At 65.6% G+C, this 21,051-nt stretch carries 22 protein-coding genes; 17 read left to right on the top strand and 5 right to left on the bottom strand.

What is annotated here, in order from left to right; genetic code table 11:
- Window positions 1-81: 81 nt before the first annotated feature.
- On the bottom strand, window positions 82-1,074 hold the full coding sequence (locus C8J98_RS20680) for an oxidoreductase (RefSeq protein ID WP_107915621.1): 993 nt from the start codon (window positions 1,072-1,074) through the stop codon (window positions 82-84).
- A 75-nt stretch (window positions 1,075-1,149) separates the two neighbouring features.
- Between C8J98_RS20680 and C8J98_RS20675 the strand changes: the two genes are divergently transcribed.
- The 7 genes from C8J98_RS20675 to C8J98_RS20645 all read left to right on the top strand — a co-directional run bounded on the left by C8J98_RS20675 (window position 1,150) and on the right by C8J98_RS20645 (window position 6,511).
- Window positions 1,150-2,085 (top strand): AraC family transcriptional regulator, encoded by a 936-nt coding sequence (locus tag C8J98_RS20675; protein WP_199229976.1) that lies wholly within the window; start codon window positions 1,150-1,152, stop codon window positions 2,083-2,085.
- Window positions 2,086-2,377: 292 nt separating this feature from the next.
- The gene (gene gmk / locus C8J98_RS20670; RefSeq protein WP_107915619.1) at window positions 2,378-2,995 is read left to right on the top strand and encodes a guanylate kinase; all 618 of its coding nucleotides are present in this window, start codon (window positions 2,378-2,380) and stop codon (window positions 2,993-2,995) included.
- Window positions 2,992-3,804 (top strand): ATP-binding cassette domain-containing protein, encoded by an 813-nt coding sequence (locus C8J98_RS20665; RefSeq protein WP_107915617.1) that lies wholly within the window; start codon window positions 2,992-2,994, stop codon window positions 3,802-3,804. The genes gmk and C8J98_RS20665 overlap by 4 nt, the downstream gene beginning before the upstream one ends.
- Window positions 3,801-4,571 (top strand): lipid asymmetry maintenance ABC transporter permease subunit MlaE, encoded by a 771-nt coding sequence (mlaE, locus tag C8J98_RS20660; RefSeq protein ID WP_107915615.1) that lies wholly within the window; start codon window positions 3,801-3,803, stop codon window positions 4,569-4,571. The genes C8J98_RS20665 and mlaE overlap by 4 nt, the downstream gene beginning before the upstream one ends.
- A gap of 58 nt (window positions 4,572-4,629) precedes the next feature.
- Window positions 4,630-5,505 carry an outer membrane lipid asymmetry maintenance protein MlaD gene (gene mlaD, locus C8J98_RS20655; RefSeq protein WP_107915613.1) on the top strand — a complete coding sequence of 292 codons (876 nt, stop codon included), beginning with the start codon at window positions 4,630-4,632 and terminating at the stop codon, window positions 5,503-5,505.
- 23 nt (window positions 5,506-5,528) lie between these two features.
- The gene (locus C8J98_RS20650) at window positions 5,529-6,218 is read left to right on the top strand and encodes an ABC transporter substrate-binding protein (RefSeq protein WP_107915610.1); all 690 of its coding nucleotides are present in this window, start codon (window positions 5,529-5,531) and stop codon (window positions 6,216-6,218) included.
- Window positions 6,215-6,511, top strand: a complete 297-nt coding sequence (locus C8J98_RS20645; RefSeq protein ID WP_107915608.1) for an STAS domain-containing protein — start codon at window positions 6,215-6,217, stop codon at window positions 6,509-6,511. The genes C8J98_RS20650 and C8J98_RS20645 overlap by 4 nt, the downstream gene beginning before the upstream one ends.
- A gap of 165 nt (window positions 6,512-6,676) precedes the next feature.
- On the opposite strand, the gene C8J98_RS20640 is transcribed toward C8J98_RS20645, so the two are convergent.
- Window positions 6,677-7,504 (bottom strand): VacJ family lipoprotein, encoded by an 828-nt coding sequence (locus C8J98_RS20640; protein ID WP_107915606.1) that lies wholly within the window; start codon window positions 7,502-7,504, stop codon window positions 6,677-6,679.
- A 176-nt stretch (window positions 7,505-7,680) separates the two neighbouring features.
- Here C8J98_RS20640 and rpoZ point away from each other — a divergent pair, with 176 nt between their 5' ends.
- The 4 genes from rpoZ (at window position 7,681) to recG (ending at window position 12,957) form a co-directional block, all read left to right on the top strand.
- Window positions 7,681-7,971 (top strand): DNA-directed RNA polymerase subunit omega, encoded by a 291-nt coding sequence (gene rpoZ, locus C8J98_RS20635; protein WP_046968048.1) that lies wholly within the window; start codon window positions 7,681-7,683, stop codon window positions 7,969-7,971.
- A gap of 111 nt (window positions 7,972-8,082) precedes the next feature.
- Window positions 8,083-10,266, top strand: coding sequence for a bifunctional (p)ppGpp synthetase/guanosine-3',5'-bis(diphosphate) 3'-pyrophosphohydrolase (locus tag C8J98_RS20630; RefSeq protein ID WP_063573099.1), 2,184 nt, complete (start codon window positions 8,083-8,085; stop codon window positions 10,264-10,266).
- Between the two features lie 177 nt (window positions 10,267-10,443).
- Window positions 10,444-10,827 (top strand): RidA family protein, encoded by a 384-nt coding sequence (locus C8J98_RS20625; protein ID WP_046968046.1) that lies wholly within the window; start codon window positions 10,444-10,446, stop codon window positions 10,825-10,827.
- A gap of 30 nt (window positions 10,828-10,857) precedes the next feature.
- The gene (recG, locus tag C8J98_RS20620; protein WP_199229978.1) at window positions 10,858-12,957 is read left to right on the top strand and encodes an ATP-dependent DNA helicase RecG; all 2,100 of its coding nucleotides are present in this window, start codon (window positions 10,858-10,860) and stop codon (window positions 12,955-12,957) included.
- 90 nt (window positions 12,958-13,047) lie between these two features.
- On the opposite strand, the gene C8J98_RS20615 is transcribed toward recG, so the two are convergent.
- The gene (locus tag C8J98_RS20615) at window positions 13,048-14,040 is read right to left on the bottom strand and encodes a mitochondrial fission ELM1 family protein (RefSeq protein WP_233260324.1); all 993 of its coding nucleotides are present in this window, start codon (window positions 14,038-14,040) and stop codon (window positions 13,048-13,050) included.
- Between the two features lie 97 nt (window positions 14,041-14,137).
- Between C8J98_RS20615 and C8J98_RS20610 the strand changes: the two genes are divergently transcribed.
- From C8J98_RS20610 to C8J98_RS20585, 6 genes are all read left to right on the top strand, one after another.
- Entirely contained in the window at window positions 14,138-14,731 is a 594-nt protein-coding gene (locus C8J98_RS20610) for a malonic semialdehyde reductase (RefSeq protein ID WP_107915602.1), read from the top strand.
- Window positions 14,732-14,799: 68 nt separating this feature from the next.
- Window positions 14,800-15,393 (top strand): YceI family protein, encoded by a 594-nt coding sequence (locus C8J98_RS20605; RefSeq protein ID WP_107915600.1) that lies wholly within the window; start codon window positions 14,800-14,802, stop codon window positions 15,391-15,393.
- Between the two features lie 245 nt (window positions 15,394-15,638).
- Complete coding sequence (locus C8J98_RS20600; RefSeq protein WP_107915598.1) at window positions 15,639-15,845, top strand: zinc-finger domain-containing protein; 207 nt, start codon at window positions 15,639-15,641, stop codon at window positions 15,843-15,845.
- 88 nt (window positions 15,846-15,933) lie between these two features.
- Entirely contained in the window at window positions 15,934-17,046 is a 1,113-nt protein-coding gene (locus C8J98_RS20595; RefSeq protein WP_233260323.1) for a glycosyltransferase, read from the top strand.
- A complete protein-coding gene (locus C8J98_RS20590) occupies window positions 17,043-18,320 on the top strand; it encodes an O-antigen ligase family protein (protein WP_107915594.1) in 1,278 nt (425 codons plus the stop codon). The genes C8J98_RS20595 and C8J98_RS20590 overlap by 4 nt, the downstream gene beginning before the upstream one ends.
- Entirely contained in the window at window positions 18,310-19,104 is a 795-nt protein-coding gene (locus C8J98_RS20585; protein WP_107915592.1) for a glycosyltransferase family 2 protein, read from the top strand. The genes C8J98_RS20590 and C8J98_RS20585 overlap by 11 nt, the downstream gene beginning before the upstream one ends.
- On the opposite strand, the gene C8J98_RS20580 is transcribed toward C8J98_RS20585, so the two are convergent.
- Together C8J98_RS20580 and lpxL are read right to left on the bottom strand one after the other, a co-directional pair.
- Window positions 19,051-19,962 carry a DUF535 family protein gene (locus C8J98_RS20580; protein WP_158272770.1) on the bottom strand — a complete coding sequence of 304 codons (912 nt, stop codon included), beginning with the start codon at window positions 19,960-19,962 and terminating at the stop codon, window positions 19,051-19,053. The genes C8J98_RS20585 and C8J98_RS20580 overlap by 54 nt on opposite strands.
- Before the next feature lie 122 nt (window positions 19,963-20,084).
- The gene (gene lpxL, locus C8J98_RS20575) at window positions 20,085-21,002 is read right to left on the bottom strand and encodes an LpxL/LpxP family Kdo(2)-lipid IV(A) lauroyl/palmitoleoyl acyltransferase (protein ID WP_107915588.1); all 918 of its coding nucleotides are present in this window, start codon (window positions 21,000-21,002) and stop codon (window positions 20,085-20,087) included.
- Window positions 21,003-21,051: the final 49 nt, after the last annotated feature.

Here is a 21,051-nt window from a genome sequence, read left to right as displayed (position 1 = left end):
TCGGGCCGTCGCGGATCCTTCACGCGCGGCAATTAGACGATGCGCCGCGATGCATTAACGGCGCGTCGTTTCCGTGATGGGTCAGCGTGAAGGCAGCGTTACACCTGTCAGCGTTTCACTCAGCGACCACAGGGTTTCGACCGCCGCCGGATCGATCGCCCAGGGACGCACGCCGACGTCGCTACTTACGTGACCTGCTGCGTTATCGGCATCGACCAAGACGGGCGACACCTCGACGTCCTCGCAGTACACGCCGCCCATGCCATCGAGCTGCGGACTGGTTGCGCACCAGACGCTGGTGGCGGCGCCCTGCGGCACGCTCTTGAACCCACGTGCGAGGTCGACCACCGGGCGGCCTTCCTCGTCGATGGCTCCGCGTGCGCGAAGGTCGTCCTGGCTCATGTGTCGGACCAGATCGGTGATGATCGCGCCGGGGTGCAGGGCGAAGGCGCGGATGCCATCGGCCTCGCCACGTTTGTCCACGCCCAGCGCGAACAGCACGTTCGCGGTTTTCGACTGTCCGTAGGCGATCCACGGGTCGTATTCGCGGCGCTCGAAGTTCGGATCGTCGAAGTCCACGCCGGAGAAGCGGTGCCCGCGCGAGGAAACCGATACGACGCGTGCGCCAGCGTCGCGCTTGAGGGCGGGCCAAAGCCGTGCCGTCAACTGGAAATGACCCAGGTGATTGGTGGCGAACTGCATCTCATAGCCCCGCGAATCGCGGGTCAGCGGCATGGCCATGACCCCGGCGCTGTTGACCAAGATGTGCAGCGGCTCGCCGCGCGCCAGGAAACGCTCGGCGAAAGCGTCGATGGAGGCCGGATCGGCGAGATCCATCGGCTCGATCTCGACGTCGATGCCCTCGAGGGCCTTGCGCGCCTTGGCGAGATCGCGAGCCGGGACGATGACACGGGCCCCGGCGGCGCGGAGGGCCCGGGTGGTTTCGGTGCCGATGCCGGAATAGCCGCCGGTCACGATGGCGATCTTGCCGGTCAGGTCGATACCGGCGAGCACCTCTTCCGCCGTGCTGGCCATGTTGAAACCGGAGTGGATGGGGGTCTGGACGCTGGACATTGGGATCTCCTCGTAGGGTCCGGACAAGCTTAGGTCGGCCCTTCCGAACGATGAATGCTTGAAAGTCCGCTATCCATGCTCAATCGTACGGGGATGGCTGACGATCCGATTTCCGAAGTTCTGAGGCTGGCCGACGTCGAATCGGTGGTTTCCGGCGGCTTTACCGCAGGCGGCGACTGGGCGATCCGCTTCCCGCCGCCGGACAAGCTCAAGTTCTTCGCCGCGCTGCGCGGTGGGTGCTGGCTGCGCCTGGACGAAGGGGCGACGGTGCGCATGGAAGCGGGTGACATCGTGCTCCTCGTCGCCGAGCGCGGCTTCGTACTGGCCAGCGACCTCGCCCTGCCGCCGGTCGATGCGCGTGAGGTGTTTGCCGGACGCACCACGCCGATCGTCGCGCTGGGGCAGGGCGACGACATGCTCCAGATCGGTGGTCACGTGCGCTTGCATCCCACTTACGCGCCGATGATTCACGAGGCATTGCCGCCGATGATCCATGTGCGCGGATCGGCGCCCGAAGCGGTGACCATGCGGTGGATCCTCGACCGGATGGTTGAGGAAAGTCGTGGCGATCTTCCGGGGTCCGGCATGGCGAGGACCCAGCTCGCCTACCTGCTTTTCGTGCAGATCCTGCGTGCGCACCTCTCCGTGGGCGGCCCGCTGCAGGCTGGCTGGTTGCGTGCGGCGGCCGATCCTCGGCTTGGGGCAGCGCTACGGATGATGCACGGCGAGCCCGGCAGGCCCTGGCGCCTCGACCAGCTGGCCGGCGCGGCGGCGATGTCGCGGACCATCTTTGCTTCCCAGTTCAAGGCGGCGTCGGGCGTGGCTCCTCTCGCTTACCTGGCGCGATGGCGCATGCGGCTCGCCGAGCGAGCCTTGCGTCAGGGCGATGTTCCCGTGGCCGTGCTGGCCAGGGACCTCGGGTACGCCTCGGAGAGTGCTTTCAGTCATGCGTTCAAGCGGATCGTCGGGGTTTCGCCGAGTCGCTATGCGGGGCGGGCCGCCTCGTTCTAGATTTATGCGGGGGATTTATGTGGGAGATTTATGTGGGAGATTTATGTGGGAGCCGGCTACGCCGGCGATGGGGCTGCGGCAACCTGGCTTTCGCCGCTGAAGCGGCTCCCACATGTCCCTTTCGCCGCTGAAGCGGCTCCCACATGTCCCTTTCGCCGCTGAAGCGGCTCCCACATGTCCTTTTCGCCGCTGAAGCGGCTCCCACAGCCGAGACTTCGCTACAATCGCGTTTTGCCCAGCTCGCGATGCCGGCTCCGGGAGAAACCATGCACGTCCTACCAGAGACCCGCGGATGATCGACGGCACCCTGTTCGTGGTCGCCGCGCCTTCGGGAGCCGGAAAGTCCACCCTCGTCAACGCCCTGCTCGAGCGCGAGCCGGACATCTCGTTGTCGATTTCGCATACGACGCGGCCACCGCGCGTCGGCGAGGAATACGGACGTCACTACTTCTTCGTCGAACGCACGGACTTCGAAAGCGAGATTGTCGAGGGCATCTTCCTCGAGCATGCCGAGGTGCACGGCAACCTGTATGGCACCTCGCGTACCGTCGTCGAAGGCAAACTCTGTGAGGGCGCCGATGTGCTCCTGGAGATTGACTGGCAGGGTGCTCGGCAGGTGCGTAAGGGCAAGCCGGATTGCGTGAGCGTTTTCATCCTGCCGCCGTCGCGACGGGAACTCGAGCGCCGCCTGCGCGGTCGAGGATCTGACGCGCCTGAAGTGATTGAACGCCGCCTGTTCAATTCGCGCGAGGAAATCGCCCATGCGCATGAATTCGACTACATCATCGTCAACGACCGCTTCGAGGACGCCCTGGCGGACCTCCAGGCGATCGTTCGCGCCGTCCGCCAGCGCACGCCTGCGTCGGCTCGCCGCCACGAGGCCCTGATCGAGGAGCTTCTCGCACCATGACCGACGACGCCATCGTCCGCATACGCGGACTGACCACGGTCCTCAACGGCAAGACCATCTTCGACAATCTCGACCTGGATATCCCGCGCGGCAAAGTCACCGCGATCATGGGTCCCAGCGGCACCGGCAAGACCACCCTGCTCAAGCACATCACCGGGCAGATGCGCGGGGATGCCGGCACGATCGAGGTCGACGGCCAGAACGTGCCTTCGCTCTCTCGCGAGAAGCTCTTCGAGCTGCGCGAGCGCATCGGCTATCTGTTCCAGAACTCGGCCCTGCTCACCGACTTCGACGTGTTCGAGAACGTGGCTTTCCCGCTGCGCCAGCACACGGCGCTGCCCGAGGAACTGATCCGCAACATCGTGCTCAACAAGCTCGAGGCGGTCGGCCTGCGTGGTGCAGCGCGGCTGTCGCCGACGGAGCTCTCCGGCGGTATGGCCCGGCGCGTGGCCCTGGCCCGCGCCATCGTTTTCGATCCCGCCCTGATCCTCTACGACGAGCCCTTCGTCGGCCTGGATCCGATTTCGCTCAACCAGGTGCTGCTGCTCATCCGCACGCTCAACCACACACTCGGTATCACCTCGGTGCTGGTGGCCCATGAGCTGGCTGCCGTGCAGAAGGTGGCCGACCACGTGTATCTCATCGCCAACGGCAAGGTCGTCGCGCAGGGTGCGCCGGCCACGCTGGCCAGCGACGGCTCGCCGTGGACCGCGCAATTCTTCGGCGGCAAGATCGACGGCCCGGTGCCGTTCCAGTATCCCGCCGGCGATTACGCCACGGCGCTCGGTTTTCCAGGAGGCAAGGCATGACGACGGCAAGGAATGACAATGTCGTCGTCCGCAGCCTTACCCAGATCGGTGCCTGCGGCATCTTCCTGCTGACGATCCTTGCGGCTATTCCACGTAGCTTCCGCCACGGTCGCGAGACCATCCGGCAGATCTGGTTCGTTGGCGCGATGAGCCTGACCATCGTGATGACCTGCGGCCTGTTCGTCGGCATGGTGCTCGGCCTGCAGCTGTACGACGTACTCTCGATCTTCGGCGGCACGTCGGCCACCGGTACCGTCGTCGCCATCGCGATTTATCGCGAGTTGGGTCCGGTCGTGACGGCACTGCTGTTCGCCGGACGCGCGGGCACCTCGGTCACCGCCGAGATCGGACTGATGCGCGCGACCGACCAGCTCGACGCCATGGAGATGATGGCGGTCGATCCCATCGCCTACGTCATCGCCCCGCGTTTCCTCGCCGGCGTGGTCGCGCTGCCCCTGCTCGCCGTGGTGTTCTGCGCCATGGGCGTGTTCGGCGGCCATCTGGTCGGCGTGACCTGGCTGGGCATCGACAACGGTACGTTCTGGTCGAACATGACCGCCACGGTGGATGTCCATAAGGACATCATCGACGGCGTGCTGCTCAAATCCATCGCCTTCGGCATCGTGGTCTCCCTGATCGCGGTGTTCCAGGGCTACACCACGCCGCCCACCAGCGAGGGCGTCGCCTATGCGACGACCCGCACGGTGGTCGCTTCGTCCATCGCCATCCTGGCGCTGGACTTCGTCCTCACCTCGTTCCTGATCTGAGGCACCGGAGACCCGCCATGACTGTCCATTCCTTCTTTACCTGTTCGAGGATCACGCCGTGACCCAGAGACGTTCCTATGCCTTCGGCACCGGCCTGTTCATCGTGCTCGGCTTCGCCGCCCTCGCTTACCTGGCCACGCAGACCACGTCGGTGGCCAATGCCAGCCAGGGTTCCAGCTACACCGTGGAAACCCACTTCGCGAACATCGGTCAGCTGAAGAATCGTGCACCGGTGAAAATCGCCGGCGTGCGCGTCGGCTCGGTGCAGGCGATCGACCTCGTTCCCGGCAAGGAAGAGGCGAAGGTCACCCTGTCGATAGACGATCGCCACAAGGACATCCCCGAGGATTCCGTGGCCACCATTTTCACCAGCGGCCTGCTGGGCGACCAGTATGTCGGCATCCAGTTCGGCCAGTCGAAGACCCCGGTGAAGGAAGGCGGTGAGATTGGCCTGACCCGCCCGGCGCAGCAGCTGGAAGAAATGATCGGCAAGTTCTTTGGCGGCGGCAGTGCGCCGGATCGCCTGGGTGGCACGTTCCATGTCACCGGCAGCTTTACCAATGTCGGCGCCCTGCAGCCGGGCGCGGCGGTGAAGATGGCCGGCGTGCCGATCGGCAGCGTCGATTCGGTGACGATCAAGTCGGGCAGCAGCGAGGCCACGGTGACCCTTGCGATCGACAAGCGCTACTCCCAGATACCAGATGATTCGGCCGGCGCGGTGTTCACAAGCGGTTTGATCGGCAGCCAGTATGTTGCGATCCAGCCGGGCGGCTCGCCGACCTTCCTCGCCGAAGGCGACCAGCTGATCCTCACGCAGTCCGCGCTCCAGCTTGAAGACCTGATCGGCAAGTTCCTCGTGAACGGCTCGCCGAGCGACAACAAATCCGGTGGCGCCCAGGGCGGCACCCAACCCGACAACTCCGGCAAGAAATAAGGCCGGACCCCAGGAGACATCGCATGCTGCGTCAGCTTTCCCTTGCCATCGCCCTCGCTGTCGGCGGCGTTATCGCCGCGCCGGCGTTCGCCCAGGCGCCCGCTCCGGCGGCTGCCACCCAGGGCCAGACGCCCCAGCAGATCGTGCAGACGATTTCCGATGACCTCGCCAAGGCCATCGAAGGTCACCAGGCCGAGCTCAAGAACGATCACGAAAAGCTGATCGCGGTGATCGACGACACCTTCCTGCCGCACTTCGACATCGACTACGCGTCGATCCTCGTGCTCGGCCAGAATGCCAGCAAGGCCACGCCGGAACAGCGCAATCGCTTCGCCAAGGCCTTTTACAACTCGATCACCCATCGTTATGCCGAGGGCCTGCTCAACTACACCCGCGGCCGCGTCAAGGTCCTGCCGTTTACCGACGACCTCAACAACAAGCGCACCGTGGTCCGTACGCAGGTCATGCTCGACGACGGCAAGTCGGTCTCGGTCGACTACGCGTTCCGCAAGAGCGCCAGTGGCGACTGGAAGGCCTATGACGTGATCATCGAGGGCATCTCGTACATCACCAACTACCGCAACCAGGTCGACGCGGAGATCAAGAAGGAAGGCCTCGACAAGCTCACCGTCGATCTCGAATCGAAGGGCGGCTCTGCCATCGACGACATCCAGAAAGATACCGGTGGCGCCAAGGCTGGCGCACAGAAGTGATTCCGGCGTCGTTCTCGCTGACGACCACGGCGCCGGGCACCCTCGGGGTGTCCGGCGCGCTGACGTTCGCCACAGCGGCCAGCGCGCTCGAAACCGCCCGTGCTGAACTCGACCGTAGTGGCCAGACCACGCTCGACCTCAGCGGCGTGACCCACGCCGACAGCGCTGGTCTCGCCACGCTGCTTGCCCTGCTGGCGCACGCGCGGACGAAGGGAAAGACCCTTTCCGTCGCCAACACGCCAGAGGGCCTGCAGGCACTCGCCCGCGTCTCGGGCGTCGAGGCTCTCCTGTAACAGCCAATTCACCGTGGGAGCCGCTTCACTGTGGGAGCCGATTCATCGGCGATGTGGGAGCCGATTCATCGGCGATCCCGCGGCAGCGGGCAAGGTCGCGGCGAGCAGCCATCGCCGCTGAAGCGGCTCCCACAACAAGAAAAAGGCCCTTGCGGGCCTTTTTCTTTATTCAGGCTTTTCGCCGTTCTGGCGTTCCCACGAGTGCTGCTCTTCGAGCAGCTTGTCGGGATCGAAGCCCTGGTTGTCGTTCAGACCCTGCATCTTTTCGATCACGTCGGCCGGCGGGCTGCCGTCGTAGATCTGATAAAGACGCTGCTGGCGGTAGGCGTCGCGCATGAACACGTACGGGTCGTAGGCCGAGGCGAGGAAGCTTTCGGCGTCGATACCACGCGAGCGCAGGGTCACCAGGTAGAGGGCCGACGGGATGTACTCCTGGCCGTACTTGTAGCTGTGGTTACGCGAGTAGTAGCTGAGCGGGTCGAAGAAATAGCTGTCGACCGGCAGGCGCCAGACGTCGCGGACCGTGGTCGGACCGACCAGGGGCAGCACCAGGTAGTCGCCCTCGGGGACGCCCCAGCGGGCCAGGGTCACGCCAAAGTCGTTGTCTTCCAGCGGGATACCGAGCAGGCTGGCCGGATCCTTGAAGCCGAGGAAGCCGATCGTCAGGTTCACGACGAAGCGGCTGGTCGACTGGAAGGCCTGCTTGGGCCGGGCCTGCAGGAGGTCATTGGCCACCGTGATCGGCAGTCGGATATTGGTGTAAAAGTCGCTGATGGCCGTGCGCACGGGCGGTGTGGTCACCTTCCGGTAGCCGACAGCCACCGGGCGGATGACCGCCTTGTCGAGTTTGTCGTTGAAGGCGTACATGTTCCGGTTGAAGTGCTCGTTCGGATCGTCCGTGCGCGGCGGTGCGATATGGCACGCGGCAAGCAGGGCGGTGGCGAACACAGCCAGCGCGGGTCTGGCAATCCGGGAAATCAGATTCAGGTGCATCGGGGCGACTTTGCGGGTGGGGCGATGCTTTAGTGTACCGCTTGGTTTTATTATTTGCACTAATACCCGTCCTTCCTGGCCAGAACCGCGCATGATACCCCTCCCCTGATTGCCAGCCAACGGGCCGGGCCGCTAAACTGCCCAACCAGAAGTGTCTTTATTGTCAAGGATTTGAAATGGCCCGTATTACCGTCGAAGACTGCCTAGAGGTAGTCGACAACCGCTTTGAGCTGGTGCTCATGGCGACCAAGCGTGCCCGTCAGCTCTCCAAGGGCGCCGAGCCGACCATCGATCCCGCCAACGACAAGCCGACCGTGCTGGCCCTGCGCGAGATCGCCGACCGTCGCGTCAATGACGAGATGATCGACGAAATCGACCGTGCCGCCCGCGAGCGCGCCGAGCGTGAAGCCCTCGAGTGGGCCGCCACGGAAGTGGACGACGACCTCTCGAAGGGCGGGGATGACTGATGACGCCGGGTCGCTGTCGGCCCTGTCATAAACGTAACACTGCGCACATTGACGCGCGGCTGCTGAGGCCGCGCGCGGGAGGCTGCGCCCGCTGAGGCGCGAGACCCTCCCATGGAAGTCGTCCCTGCGAAAAAACTGACCGACGTGGTCGATGATGGATCGGTGCCGCCGTACGTGCAGGCGCTGGAAGACCGCGTGGGCGCGTACCTGCCCAGGGACCAGGTGCTGCGCATCCGCCGCGCCTTCCTGATAGGCGCCGCCGCGCACGACGGCCAGACACGCAAATCGGGCGAGCCGTACATCACGCATCCGGTCGCCGTGGCGCAGGTGCTGGCCGAACTCGGCCTGGACGCCGAAACGATCATCGCCGCGATCCTCCACGACACGCTCGAGGACACCAAGCTCGCGCGGGATGAACTCGCCGGCGAATTCGGCGAGACCGTGGCCGAACTGGTCGACGGCGTCACCAAGCTCGACAAGATGCGTTTCTCCAGCCGGCAGGAAGCGGACGCCGAAAGCTTCCGCAAGATGCTGCTGGCGATGGCGCGCGACCTTCGCGTCATCCTGATCAAACTCTCCGATCGCCTGCACAACATGCGAACGCTTGGTGCGAAAGACGGCGAGTCACGCCGCCGCATCGCGCGCGAAACGCTCGAAATCTACGCGCCGATCGCGCAGCGCCTGGGCATGAACAAGTTCAAGGCCGAGTTGCAGGACCTCGGCTTCAAGGCGTTGTACCCGGATCGTCACCGCATCATCGGCGAGCGCATCCGTGCCGCGCTGGGCAATCGCCGCGAGGCGATGGCCAAGATCGAAATGGCACTGGAAGGCCGCCTCGCGGCGGAGAAGATTCCCGGCCGTGCGGTAAGCCGGATCAAGTCCGCCTGGAGCATTTATTCGAAGATGCGCGGCGAGCACAAGTCGTTCGCGCAGCTGATGGACGTCTACGGTTTCCGCGTCATTACCGACTCCGCGATGCACTGCTATATGGCGCTGGGCGCCGTGCACGGCCTGTACAAACCGGTGGACGCCCGCTTCAAGGATTTCATCGCCATTCCCAAGGGCAATGGCTACCAGTCGCTGCATACCGTGCTGCTCGGCCCCTTCGGCGCACCTATCGAAATCCAGATTCGCACCTCGGAGATGGAATCCGTCGCCGAGCGTGGTGTCGCGGCGCACTGGGCATACAAGTCCGATTCCGGCCCCGCGAACAGTGCGCAGGCACGTGCCCGCGAATGGCTTTCCGCGCTGGCGGACAGCCAGGCCAATACGCCGTCCGCGGCCGAGTTCCTCGAGAACGTCAAGATCGACCTCTTCCCGGACGAGGTCTACCTGTTCACGCCGCGCGGCGAGATCTTCTCGCTGCCACGCAACGCCACGGCGCTGGATTTTGCCTATGCCGTGCACACCGACGTCGGCGATCACGCGGTCGCGGCGCGCGTCGACAAGAAGCTGGTGCCGCTACGCACGCGCCTGATTTCCGGCCAGCAGGTGGAAATCATCACGGCGCCCTCAGCCGTGCCTAACCCGGCGTGGCTGGAGGCGGTGGTCACCGGCAAGGCGCGCACGGCGATCCGTCAGTACCTCAAGCATCTGCAGCACGAGGACGCGGTGGACTTCGGTCATCGCATGCTCGACCGCGCCCTCGACGCGCGCGGCCTGAGTCTCGACTCCGTGCCCGCCGCCGCGCTCGATCGTTTCCTCGACGACGCCAAGCTCAAGCGCCTGGAGGAGCTGCTCTCGGAGATCGCCCTCGGCAATCGCTTCGCCGACCAGGTCGCCACGCAACTCGTCGCCTTGCTCGGTCCGCGCGAGGGCAGTCATCCGCAAGCACCGCCGGAGCACAATGCCGAGAAGATCCGCATCAGTGGCGCGGAGCGTGGCGTACTCAGCTTCGGTAATTGCTGTCACCCGCTGCCCGGCGACGAGATCGTCGGCTTCCTGTCTTCGGGCAAGGGCATCGTGGTGCACCGTGTCGAATGCCCGAATGTCGTCGAGTTCCGTAAGACACCCGAGCGCATCGTTGCCATCGAGTGGGACCGAGACGTGCAGGGCGACTACCGCGCCGAACTGCGCATCGAAGTCCTCAACCGCCCGGGCGTACTCGCCACGGTGGCCGCGGCCATTGCCGACGCTGGCTCGAACATCGAGAACGTCGAGTACATCGAGCGCGACAGCACCGCCGCGACGCTCCTGTTCGCCATCGAGGTGAAGGATCGCAAGCACCTGGCCGATGTCATGCGTCGCGTCCGCCGTACCGGTGTGGTCAGCGGCGTCTACCGCCACCCGCTGTAACTCCCCGCGGCGCGCTCCTCTGTAGGAGCCGATTCATCGGCGATCCCGCGGCAGCGGGCCAGGTTTCCGCGACCACCCGTTCGCCGCTGAAGCGGCTCCCACAGAAGGCCTCCCACAGAAGGCCTCCCACAACGGGCATGCGATAGACTCAGCGGATCGATTCCCCGAGGAAAGTCCATGACCCGCAGCACCATCGCCACCGAGAAGGCACCGTCGGCCATTGGCCCGTATTCCCAGGCCGTCCGGGCCGGTAATACAGTGTATTTCTCGGGCCAGATCCCGCTCGATCCCGCCACCGGCAATCTCGTCGAGGGTGACATCACCCTGCAGACGCGCCGTGTATTCGACAACCTTGTCGCGGTGGCCGAAGCCGCAGGCGGAAAGCTGGCGGATATCGTCCGCGTAGGCATCTATGTGACGGACCTTGGCAACTTCGCCGCAGTGAACGCGGTGATGGCCGAATACTTCCAGCAGCCGTACCCGGCACGCTCGACCATCGAAGTCTCGGGCCTGCCCAAGGGCGCCCAGGTCGAAGTCGACGCGATCCTCGTCCTGCCGTAATCCACGGCACGACCCGTGGCCCGAAGCGCAGTGACCACGCCGGCAACACCGCCGGCGGATCCCGGACGCGCACCGCTGACCACCCTCGGCGGCGTCGGGCCCGCGCTTGCCGAGACGCTGGGCAAGCTCGGCCTGCGCGAGGTGCAGGACCTCTGGTTTCACCTTCCACTGCGCTACGAAGACCGCACCACCGTCGTGCCGATCGCCGACCTGCGTCCGGGAGACCGCGCGCAGGTGGAGGGCATCGTGGAGCACGTGGAGCGAGGCTTTCGGTTTCGCCCACAGCTCAAGGTGATCATCGGCGACGATTCCGGCCGGCCCTTGCTCCTGCGCTTCTTCCACTTCCGCAAGTCGCAGGTCGACCTGCTCGCCAAGGGAGCGCGGCTGCTTTGCTTTGGCGAAGTGCGCCAGGGGCCACAGGGTCTCGAGATCGTCCATCCGCAATACCAGCGCATCGAGGTCGACGAGGCCGTGCTCGTCGACGAGCGCCTGACCCCGGTCTATCCGACGACGGAAGGCCTCGGTCCGCGGCGCCTTGCCAGTGTGATCTCGCGTGCGCTTGCGCACCTGCCTGCGGACGACCGCCTCGAACTGATTCCGGAAGAGATCGGCCGGCCGATGGGACTGACGTCCCTGCGTGACGCCTTGCTCCATGTGCACCGGCCACCGCCCGACGTCGATCTGCGACAGCTGGGGGAGGGCACGCATCCCGCACAACAGCGCCTCGCCTTCGAAGAGTTGCTGACCCAGCACCTCACCTTGCGACGCATGCGTGCAGCGGTGAAGAAGCGCAAGTCGCCCGCGTTGAAGAGCGCCGGTACGTTGCACGACGGGCTACTCGCGGCACTCCCGTTCGCGCTCACCAAGGCACAGTCGCGCGTATCAAAAGAGGTCGCCCGCGACCTCGCAAGGGCGCACCCCATGTTGCGTCTGGTCCAGGGCGACGTGGGCAGTGGCAAGACCGTAGTCGCCGCGCTGGCCGCACTGGCCGCCATCGAAAGCGGCTACCAGGTCGCCCTCATGGCGCCGACGGAACTACTTGCCGAACAGCACCTGCGTAACTTCCGTGCGTGGCTCGAGCCGCTCGGCCTCGAAGTCGAATGGCTCGCCGGCAAGGTGCAAGGCAAGGCGCGCAAGAGCGCTCTTGCGCGTGCGGCCGGTGGCGCACACGTGCTGGTGGGCACGCACGCACTCATGCAGGAGGGGGTGAGTTTCGCGAAACTCGGTCTCGTCATCGTCGACGAGCAACACCGGTTCGGCGTGCATCAGCGCCTTGCGCTGCGCGATAAAGGCGCCGAGGGCGACCTCATTCCGCACCAGCTGGTGCTCACCGCGACGCCCATTCCGCGCACGCTGGCGATGAGTGCGTATGCGGACCTCGATGTCTCCTCGATCGACGAATTGCCGCCGGGACGTACGCCGGTGCAAACCGTCGCCTTATCTAACGAGCGCCGCTACGACGTGATGGAGCGCATCCACGCCGCTTGCATGGAAGGGCGCCAGGTGTACTGGGTGTGCACGCTCATCGAAGAGTCCGAACAGCTCAACGCGCAGGCGGCGGAAGTGGCCCACGCGGAGCTGACCATCGCCTTGCCCGATCTCGCCGTCGGCTTGATTCACGGCCGCATGAAGCCGAAGGAAAAGCAGGCGGTGATGGATGCCTTCAAGGCCGGCGAGCTTGCCGTACTGGTCGCGACCACGGTGATCGAAGTGGGTGTGGACGTGCCCAACGCCAGCCTCATGGTGATCGAGAACAGCGAGCGGCTCGGTCTTGCGCAACTACACCAGCTTCGTGGCCGCGTCGGTCGTGGCGCCATCGCATCGAACTGCGTGCTGCTCTACCAGAACCCGCTGTCACGACTGGCAAGGGAACGGCTGCAGGTGATGCGCGAAACCAACGACGGTTTTCGTATCGCCGAGAAGGATCTGGAACTGCGTGGACCGGGCGAGGTGCTCGGTACGCGCCAGACAGGACAGTTGCAGTTCCGCATCGCCGACCTCACTCGCGACGGACATCTCATGCCCGAGGTGCAACGGGTCGCGGAAGCCATGATAAAAGATCATCCAGCGCGCTGTGAGCGCCTCATCGCACGCTGGGTCGGCGACGCGGCACGCTACGTCGACGCCTGAATAGCTCCTTGTGGGAGCCGATTCATCGGCGATGGGTACTGGCGGCAGGGTAAGCCATCGCCGCTGAAGCGGCTCCCACATAGGGCCACTCTACCGGGGTATCGGCTCACCCAGGCCCAGGTGCCTGCGCACTTCTGAAGCGATGGCCGCGGTCTCTCGCAGCGGCGTTTGCGTCGATGCCGTCCGCGCATCGATATCGTGCAACAGCCCCGCGGAACGCAGCTCCTCGTGGAACCGCGCCAGCTTCTCCGGCAACGGTCGCGAGATAAAGGTATGCACGGGCCGGCCCGTCGCGCAGGCCTCGGAAAGCATGTTCACCGAGTCCGGCGTCACGATGAGCCGATCGGCCCAGCCGAGGACGCCGGGGTAGGGGTTCGCGCCGTCGGTGCTGTCGACCCAGACCACGCCGGGCAAGCCAGCGAACGCCTCGCGAATGCGTGCCAGCTGCGCCGAGGGCGTACGCCGCGAAGCGGCCACCAGTACCGACCCGCCATCGGCCTGATGCCGCGCCTTTACCGCGGCGAGAAAAGCGGCGGCTGCGTCATCGTCGAAGGGGGTGCCTCGCCGGGCACCGCCGATCAGGACGCCGAGCCGGGGCGAAGGCAAACCGGCGAACTGGGCGAACGCGTCGCGACCGTCGGCCAGCCAGGCATCGTCGATGGGATGCAGCGAGCCGAGCGGATTGAGGACATTCTCGCCGCGCAAGGTGTCGTGTTTCGGCGCGATCACCAGGTCCCAGTGGGCCGGATCGATGCGCGGATCCAGCAATTGCACGGCCAGCGTCTTGCCGTCCGACCATTGACGGATCTGCCGCGTCGCCCAGGCCGCGCTGCGGCCGCAGCCGATGACCAGATTCGGCCAGGGCGGCAGCAGACTTTCGTCGTTGCGGCCCAGCGCCATGCGCGAGCCGGGCAACTGCCGTGGCGCGAACCATGACCAGGGCGCGCGCAGCTCGACCACGATCTCCCGGATCGAGGGCGTGAGCGCCTCGGCCAGCGCCAGCGCCTGCCGTCGGTTCCCGGCGGCTCCGTCTGTCACGACCCAGCAGGCATCGTGGGGCAGGATTGTTGTCGAATTTGCCACAGTACGTTCCCTGGCGGACCGGTCACGGACCGGCCCATGACGCTTACACTGTCGGGATGCCGGGGCCCCGGCGATCCATCACTGTACAAGGATATCCATGAGCGCTCCGTTGTCCGATGCTTCCCTTGACCAGCTCTTCCTCACTGCCCGCACCTTTAACGCATGGCAGCCCAAGGAAGTGAGCGACGAGCAGATTCGCCGCTTGTACGAGCTGGCCAAGTTCGGCCCCACGGCGGCCAATTCCTCGCCCATGCGCATCGTCTTCGTGAAGTCGCAGGACGCCAAGCAGCGCCTCAAGCCGTATCTCTCCGAGAGCAATGCCGAGAAGACCATGCAGGCCCCGGTCACCGCCATTGTCGCCATCGACTACGCCTTCTACGAGCACCTGCCCAAGCTGTTCCCGCACGCGGACGCCCGCAGCTGGTTCGTCGGCAACGAGGCCCTGGTGCAGGCCTCGGGTACCCGCAACGGTTCGCTGCAGGGCGCCTACCTGCTTATGGCGGCCCGCGCGCTCGGCCTGGATTGTGGCCCGATGTCCGGTTTCGACCAGGCCGGTGTGGACGCCGAGTTCTTCGCCGGCACCCAGATCAAGTCCAATTTCCTGATCAACATCGGCTACGGCGACCCGGACACGAATCTTTTCGATCGCCTGCCGCGTCTTTCCTTCGACGAAGCGGCACAAATAGCCTGACCCTTCCCGCGGTGACCTCCCGGTCCCGCTGCCATCAGCAGTACCCATCCCACTGCAGGAGATTCACCATGCGCGCCCTCCGTTATGTCGCCCTTGCGGGCCTGCTCGCCACCGCCGGCACCGCTGCCGCCGCTCCGGTCACCTACAAGCTCGACCCGGGTCACACCATGGTCCTGTTCAGCTGGAACCACTTCGGCTTCTCCAACCCGACCGCGAACCTCGGCCAGGTCGACGGCACCCTCGTCTACGACGAAGCCGCCCCGACCAAGTCCACCGTCGAAGCGACCCTGCCGCTTGCCGGTCTCGACACCTTCGTGCCGAAGCTCGACGAGCACCTGAAGTCGAAGGATTTCCTCGACGCCGCCACGTACCCGACCGTGACCTTCAAGAGCACCAAGGTCACCTCGGCCGGTAAGGACAAGCTCAAGGTCGTCGGCGACCTGACCGTGCACGGCGTCACCAAGCCGGTCACCCTCGAGGTCACCGTGAACAAGGTCGGCCCGCACCCGATGATGAAGGTCCAGACCGCCGGCTTCGACGCCACGGCCACGATCAAGCGTTCGGATTTCGGCGTCGGCGCCTACGTGCCGAACGTCTCCGACGAGATCAAGATCCGCATCACCACCGAAGCGCACGACGCCTCGGCAGCCGACAAGAAGTAAGCGCGCACGAACGCTTGTAAGGCTTCGTGCCTTGGAACCCGCGCCGGCAACGGCGCGGGTTTTTTCTTGGGCGAAGCGCTTTGTGGGAGCCGGCTGTGCCGGCGATTGTGGGAGCCGCTTCAGCGGCGATGGGTGCTAGCGGAAAACTTGCCCGCTGCCGCGGGATCGCCGCTAAAGCGGCTCCCACATGTTCTCTTTTGCTACCATCGCAGACCCCAGTTCCACGGCCTTGTCCGGAGTTTCCCATGCATGCCAATCCCGCGGCCGCCCAGCTGATCCCGGCCAACGCCGAGAACCGTTACGAAGTGACCAGGGCGGACCTCCCGCTGTCCTGCCCGATGCCGGGCATGTACCTGTGGAACTCGCATCCCAAGGTCTATCTGCCCATCGTCGACGACGGTGGCACGTCAAAATGCCCCTATTGCGGCGCCAATTACGTATTGAAAGACTGAACGGCCCCGCGCGGGCATGCTTCCTGCATTGCCCGTGACACTCCTTCCACTCGGACCGCCCATGGCCACCGTCTTCCCAGATCGGACGATGACCGTCGTACAGCTCATCCCCGCCCTTCATTCGGGTGGTGCCGAGCGTTCGACCCTGGAAATCGCCAGGGCACTGGTCGCCGCCGGACATCGCTCGGTGGTGGTTTCCGCGGGCGGGCGACTCGTCGCGCAGCTCGAGGCCGAGGGCAGCGAGCATTTCACCCTGCCGATCGGCCACAAGTCGCTGGGCGTGCTGTTCACGGTCGGTAAGCTTCGCCGCATCCTGCGCGAGGTGAAGCCCGACATCGTCCACGCCCGCTCGCGTCTGCCGGGGTGGATCGGCTGGTGGGCCATGCGCGGCGTGAAACCGCGTCCGCATTTCGTCACCACGGTGCACGGGATGAATTCACCCGGCCGCTATAGCGCCATTCTCCTGCGTGGCGAGCGCGTCATCGTCGTCTCGCAGACACTGCGCGACTATGTCCTGCGCCATTACCCGGACGACATCGACACGGCGCGCGTGGCGGTCATTCCGCGCGGCATCGACACCGATGCCTTCCCGTATGGCTACCGGCCCGACGAGACCTGGCAACGCAGCTTCTTCGAGGAATACCCGCAGCTCGCCAGCGCGCCGTTGCTGACCCTGCCCGGGCGGGGTACGCGCCTGAAGGGCCATGCGGACGCGATTGAACTGCTCGCCGACCTCAATCATCGGGCGATCGATGCGCGCCTGCTCCTGCTCGGGGCCGATGAGCCGGGGCGCGAGGCCTACGTAGCCGAGCTGCGTCAGCTTATCCATGCTCGTGGCCTGGACGACAAAGTGGTGATCTCGCCGGCCCGCGACGACGTTCGTGACGTCTTCGCGATGTCGGCGCTCATCCTGCAGTTGTCCGTTCGTCCCGAGTCGTTCGGCCGGACCGTGGTCGAGGCACTGGCGTTGTGCCGTCCTGTCATGGGCTATGCGCATGGCGGTGTCGGCGAACTCCTCGCTGAACTCTATCCGGCCGGCCGCGTGCCGCTGGGCGATCGCGAGAAGCTGGTCGAGCGCGCCGCTGAGCTGCTCCGTTTCGCTCCGCCGATCCCGCCGCCACGCAGTTATCGCCTGGTCGACATGCAGGAAGCCACGCTCGCCCTCTACGCCGACCTGCTCCAGGGCGTACCGGCGGCGTGAGCGGAAGCATCGCCCGTTCGATCAAGGCCGGCCTCGCGTCGCCACTGTTGCCGATCTGGCTAGTCCCGGCCTTGCTGCCATTCGGTCGCAGCGCGGAGCTGGGCGTGTTCCTTTGCCTGGTCGGCGTGATCCTGCTGCTCGTACGCGAACCCCAGGCCGTGCGCCATCATCCGGGCGCAAAGCTGTTTCTGTGGTTGTTCGCCGCCTACGCCGGGGCCGCCCTGGTCTCCGCGATAGACGCCGTGGCGCCAGGGAAAACCTGGCTGACACTGGCGGGCCTTCTGCGCTTCGCACCGCTGGGGGTTTACACCTGCTTCGCGATGCGTCGGCCGGGCAAGGTGCGGGCGCTCTATCTCGCCACCGCCGTGGTCGTCGCGATCTGGGTGGCCGATGCCTGGGTGCAGGCCATCACGGGCTACGGCCTTGCCGGCGCCTCGAATGCCGAGCGGCTGTCGGGCATTTTCGGCGCCGACAACCTCAAACTGGGTCCGGCGCTTTCGGCCCTGGCGCCCTTTCTTTTTTGGGGCGCCCGCGAGCGCTGGGGACGTCGCGGGCTGGTTATTGCCTTCCTGCTGGCGCTCGGACCCATCCTGCTTTCCGGTTCGCGCGCGTCGTGGCTTTGCTACGGCCTCGTCGCCCTGGGCTTTCTCTGGAACGAAGCGAAAACGGTGCGGCGATTCGTCGTCGCCTGCGCGGCGGCCGCTGCGTCGCTCGCCCTGGTCGGCTTGCTCGCGTGGCAGGTCTCCCCACGTTTCCGTGATCGCGTGGCGCATACCTTGCCGGCACTGTCCGGCACCCGTGCAGGTGTCGACGCGGCCCTGACCGGGCGCCTGGACATCTGGACCACGTCCCTGCGCATGTTCGTGGCGCACCCGGTGAACGGCGTGGGCGTACGTGGTTTCCGTTACGCCTATCCCGCCGTGGCCACGCCGGGCGACCACTTCCTGACCATGGAAAAATGCGCGGACGGTGAAGGCGCCTGCCATGCCCACCAGGTCGTGCTGGAAGTCGCGACCGAGACCGGCATCATCGGCCTGCTTGGCTGGCTGGCCGCGGTGATCTTTGCCGTGCGTACCTGGTGGCGCGCCGGTGTCGTCGCGCGTCATCGGGCGTTCCCCGCCACCCTGGCACTGGTCGTGATCCTGTTTCCGCTGAACACGCATATGGCCTTCTATTCAGCCTGGTGGGGTCTTCTCGCCGCGTGGCTGCTGTCGGTGTGGTGCGCCGCGCTGTTCGCCGGCCTGCCGGACCTGGAACCGCGCGATGGCGCGTGAACCGCTCTCCGTCGTCGTCACCACGTTCAACAACGCCGATACCATCGAGGCCTGTCTTGCCTCGGTGCGCTTCGCCGACGACATCCTGTTGCTGGACTCCGGTTCCACGGATGCGACGCGCGACATCGCCGCACGGCTGGGCGCGCGCGTCGAAGTGCAGCCCTTCGCCGGTTACAGCGCACAGAAGCAGGCCGCCATCGACCTTGCCATGCACCGCTGGGTGCTCCTGCTGGATTCGGACGAAGCCCTGCCGGCGGTCGCGGCGGAGCGCGTGCGCGCGGCGCTGGAATCGCCCGACGTCGCCGGCTTCGAAATGCTTCGGCGGGAGTGGGTGTTCTGGCGGTGGCAGCCCGACCGCGCACGGCTGAACCACTACGTGCGTCTGTTCGATCGTACCCGCGCCCGCATGAGTGGCCACGAAGTGCATGAGAGTGTCGTCGTCGACGGGCCGGTGCGTCGCCTTGAGGCCGTCATCGACCACTACGGCGAACGCGATATCGAAGGTCGCGTCGACAAGGCCAATCGCTACTCATCGCTGCAGGTACATGATCGCCGCACCCGCACGCCGCGCTATCTGCGTGCGCGCATGGTCGTCTACCCGACGGTAGCCTTCCTTCGTTACTACCTGTGGCGCGGACATTGGCGCGGCGGCTGGGCGGGCTTTGTCGCCGCCCGCGTGCATGCGTTCTACTCGTTCCTCAAGTACGCGAAGCTGTACGAGTTGCGCGTCTCAGGCCGCCTCGGCGAGGACAGCTTGCGGCACGACAAAGGCGGCGACGAGTAGGTCGCATGCTTCGCGTCGCAGGGCTTCGCGACGGCGGAACTCGCTGCGGCGCTTGCTCTCCACCGACGACGCGCAACGCACGGGCTCGTGCACGGGCATGGCGAAGAAGCCCTGCGCATCGGCCACGCCGCCGTTTTCCTGCCAGAACGTGTCGTAGTCGGCCTTGATCTTTTTCCTGGTCGCGAACGGGTGCGCTTCGTTGCCGATGCCGAGCACGTGTTCGGCGCCCATGGCTTCGGCAAGCGAGCGGATCATCGACAAGAGAAGGTTTTTCGGACGCAGGCCATGGGATTGTCGTGTGAGTTCGCGAATGGCATCGCGTCCCGCGTTGTTCGCCGCACCCTGCAGGCAACCGATGATCACCCGGCGGCCGCCGTCCACGAAGGAAAGGGTCGCGTAGGAGATCTGCAGTCCCCAGTCGTCGGTGAGCGAGATGCTCAGCTCGCCTTCGCGACCGCGGAGGGACGGGGCCTTCAACAACAGCGACACACCGCTGCCGTTCCGTAGCACCAGTCGCCCGACATGCACTTCGCGCTGCCGGTACAGCTGATCGAACAACGCCGCCGGAAAGCGATCGACAGCGAAGGCATAGTGCCCACGCGTAGCCGCCAGGCGCTGCATCATCGACCAGTGACGGTTCATGTAGCGATGCTGGTAGCGCTCGGTAAGCGTGCGGTCGACCGCCGCCAGGCCCGCCATGGCCGGCGCATCTAGAAAGGTCAGCCACGCGGCATGCTGGCGCCAGTGCAGCAGCGAGCGCGCGATATACGTCATCGTGGCGCGGAAGCCACGCGAACGTGAGCTGTGCCATTCGGCCCGGCCGCGCAGGGAACGCGCGAAGCGGAGGAGCGACTGCATGGGGAAGGTCCGTCTAAGGGGGAAGACGAATCTTTTGTACGCCCGCATTTTTTCGCGTAGCTTTCGTCGTCGCTGACGAGAAATAACTGCCTAGGTACGTATTTAAGTGCGGTGGCGCCGGATCAGTAGATTTTCGGCTCGCCGGGCGGCCGGGTCTTGAAGCGCTTGTGCACCCACAGGTACTGCTCGGGTGCTTCACGCGCCATCCCTTCGATCTGCGCGTTGACCCGCGCGGTGTCGAGTTCCGCATCGTCGCTGGGAAAGTCCGCCAGCGGCGCACCCAGGCGCATGGCATAGCCTGTGTCGTCAGGCAGGCGACGGTGATAGAACGGAATCACCAGTGCCCCGGACAGACGGGCCAGGTGATGGGTCGCGGTAATCGTCGCCGCCCTGACACCGAAGAACGGCACGAAGACATTGTCCTTGCTGCGCATGTCCTGGTCGGGCGCGTACCACAGCGTGCCGCCTTTTTTCAGATAGCGCACGGTGCCGCGGATGTCGTCCTTGTCGAACATCGCATCGGCATAGTGCAGGCGCGAACGCAGCACGGCGAACTCGAAGACTTCCGAGTCCATGCGCCTGTACATGCCTGCGATGCGGATTCGCGAGGAGACCAGGCGCGCACTCAGTTCGAGATGCGAGAAATGCCCGCCGACGAGCAGCACGCCGCGGCCGGCGGCACGCGCCGCCTCGAGATGTTCGAGACCGTCGACGGTCACCGGCACATTCGCGATGGCGCGGTCCGAGCCCATCCAGCCGAGTGCGAACTCGGCCAGCATCATGCCGACATCGCAGAGATTGGCCCGCACCAGCGCCGTCTGCTCAGCGGGGGCCAGCTCGGGAAAACACAGTGCGATATTGGTCGCGGCGATGCGCCGCCGCTCCGGATTCAGATGCAGGGCCAGGCGTCCGGACAGACGTCCGAGCCGCATCAGCAGGCGGAAGGGCAGGTGGGCGATCAGCCAGATGAAGCCCACGCCGATCCACGCGGCCCACTGACGGGGCGCAAGCAGGCGTAGGGTCAGGGAGGGGCGGGGCATTCCGGGCATGTGCGGCCATTGTAACGAATGGGGGCAGCTATACTGCCCG

Source organism: Luteibacter sp. OK325, from assembly GCF_003050935.1.
GTDB lineage: Bacteria > Pseudomonadota > Gammaproteobacteria > Xanthomonadales > Rhodanobacteraceae > Luteibacter.
The sequence above is the reverse complement of the archived record's forward strand: the minus strand, read 5'-3'. Positions and strand labels throughout refer to the sequence as shown.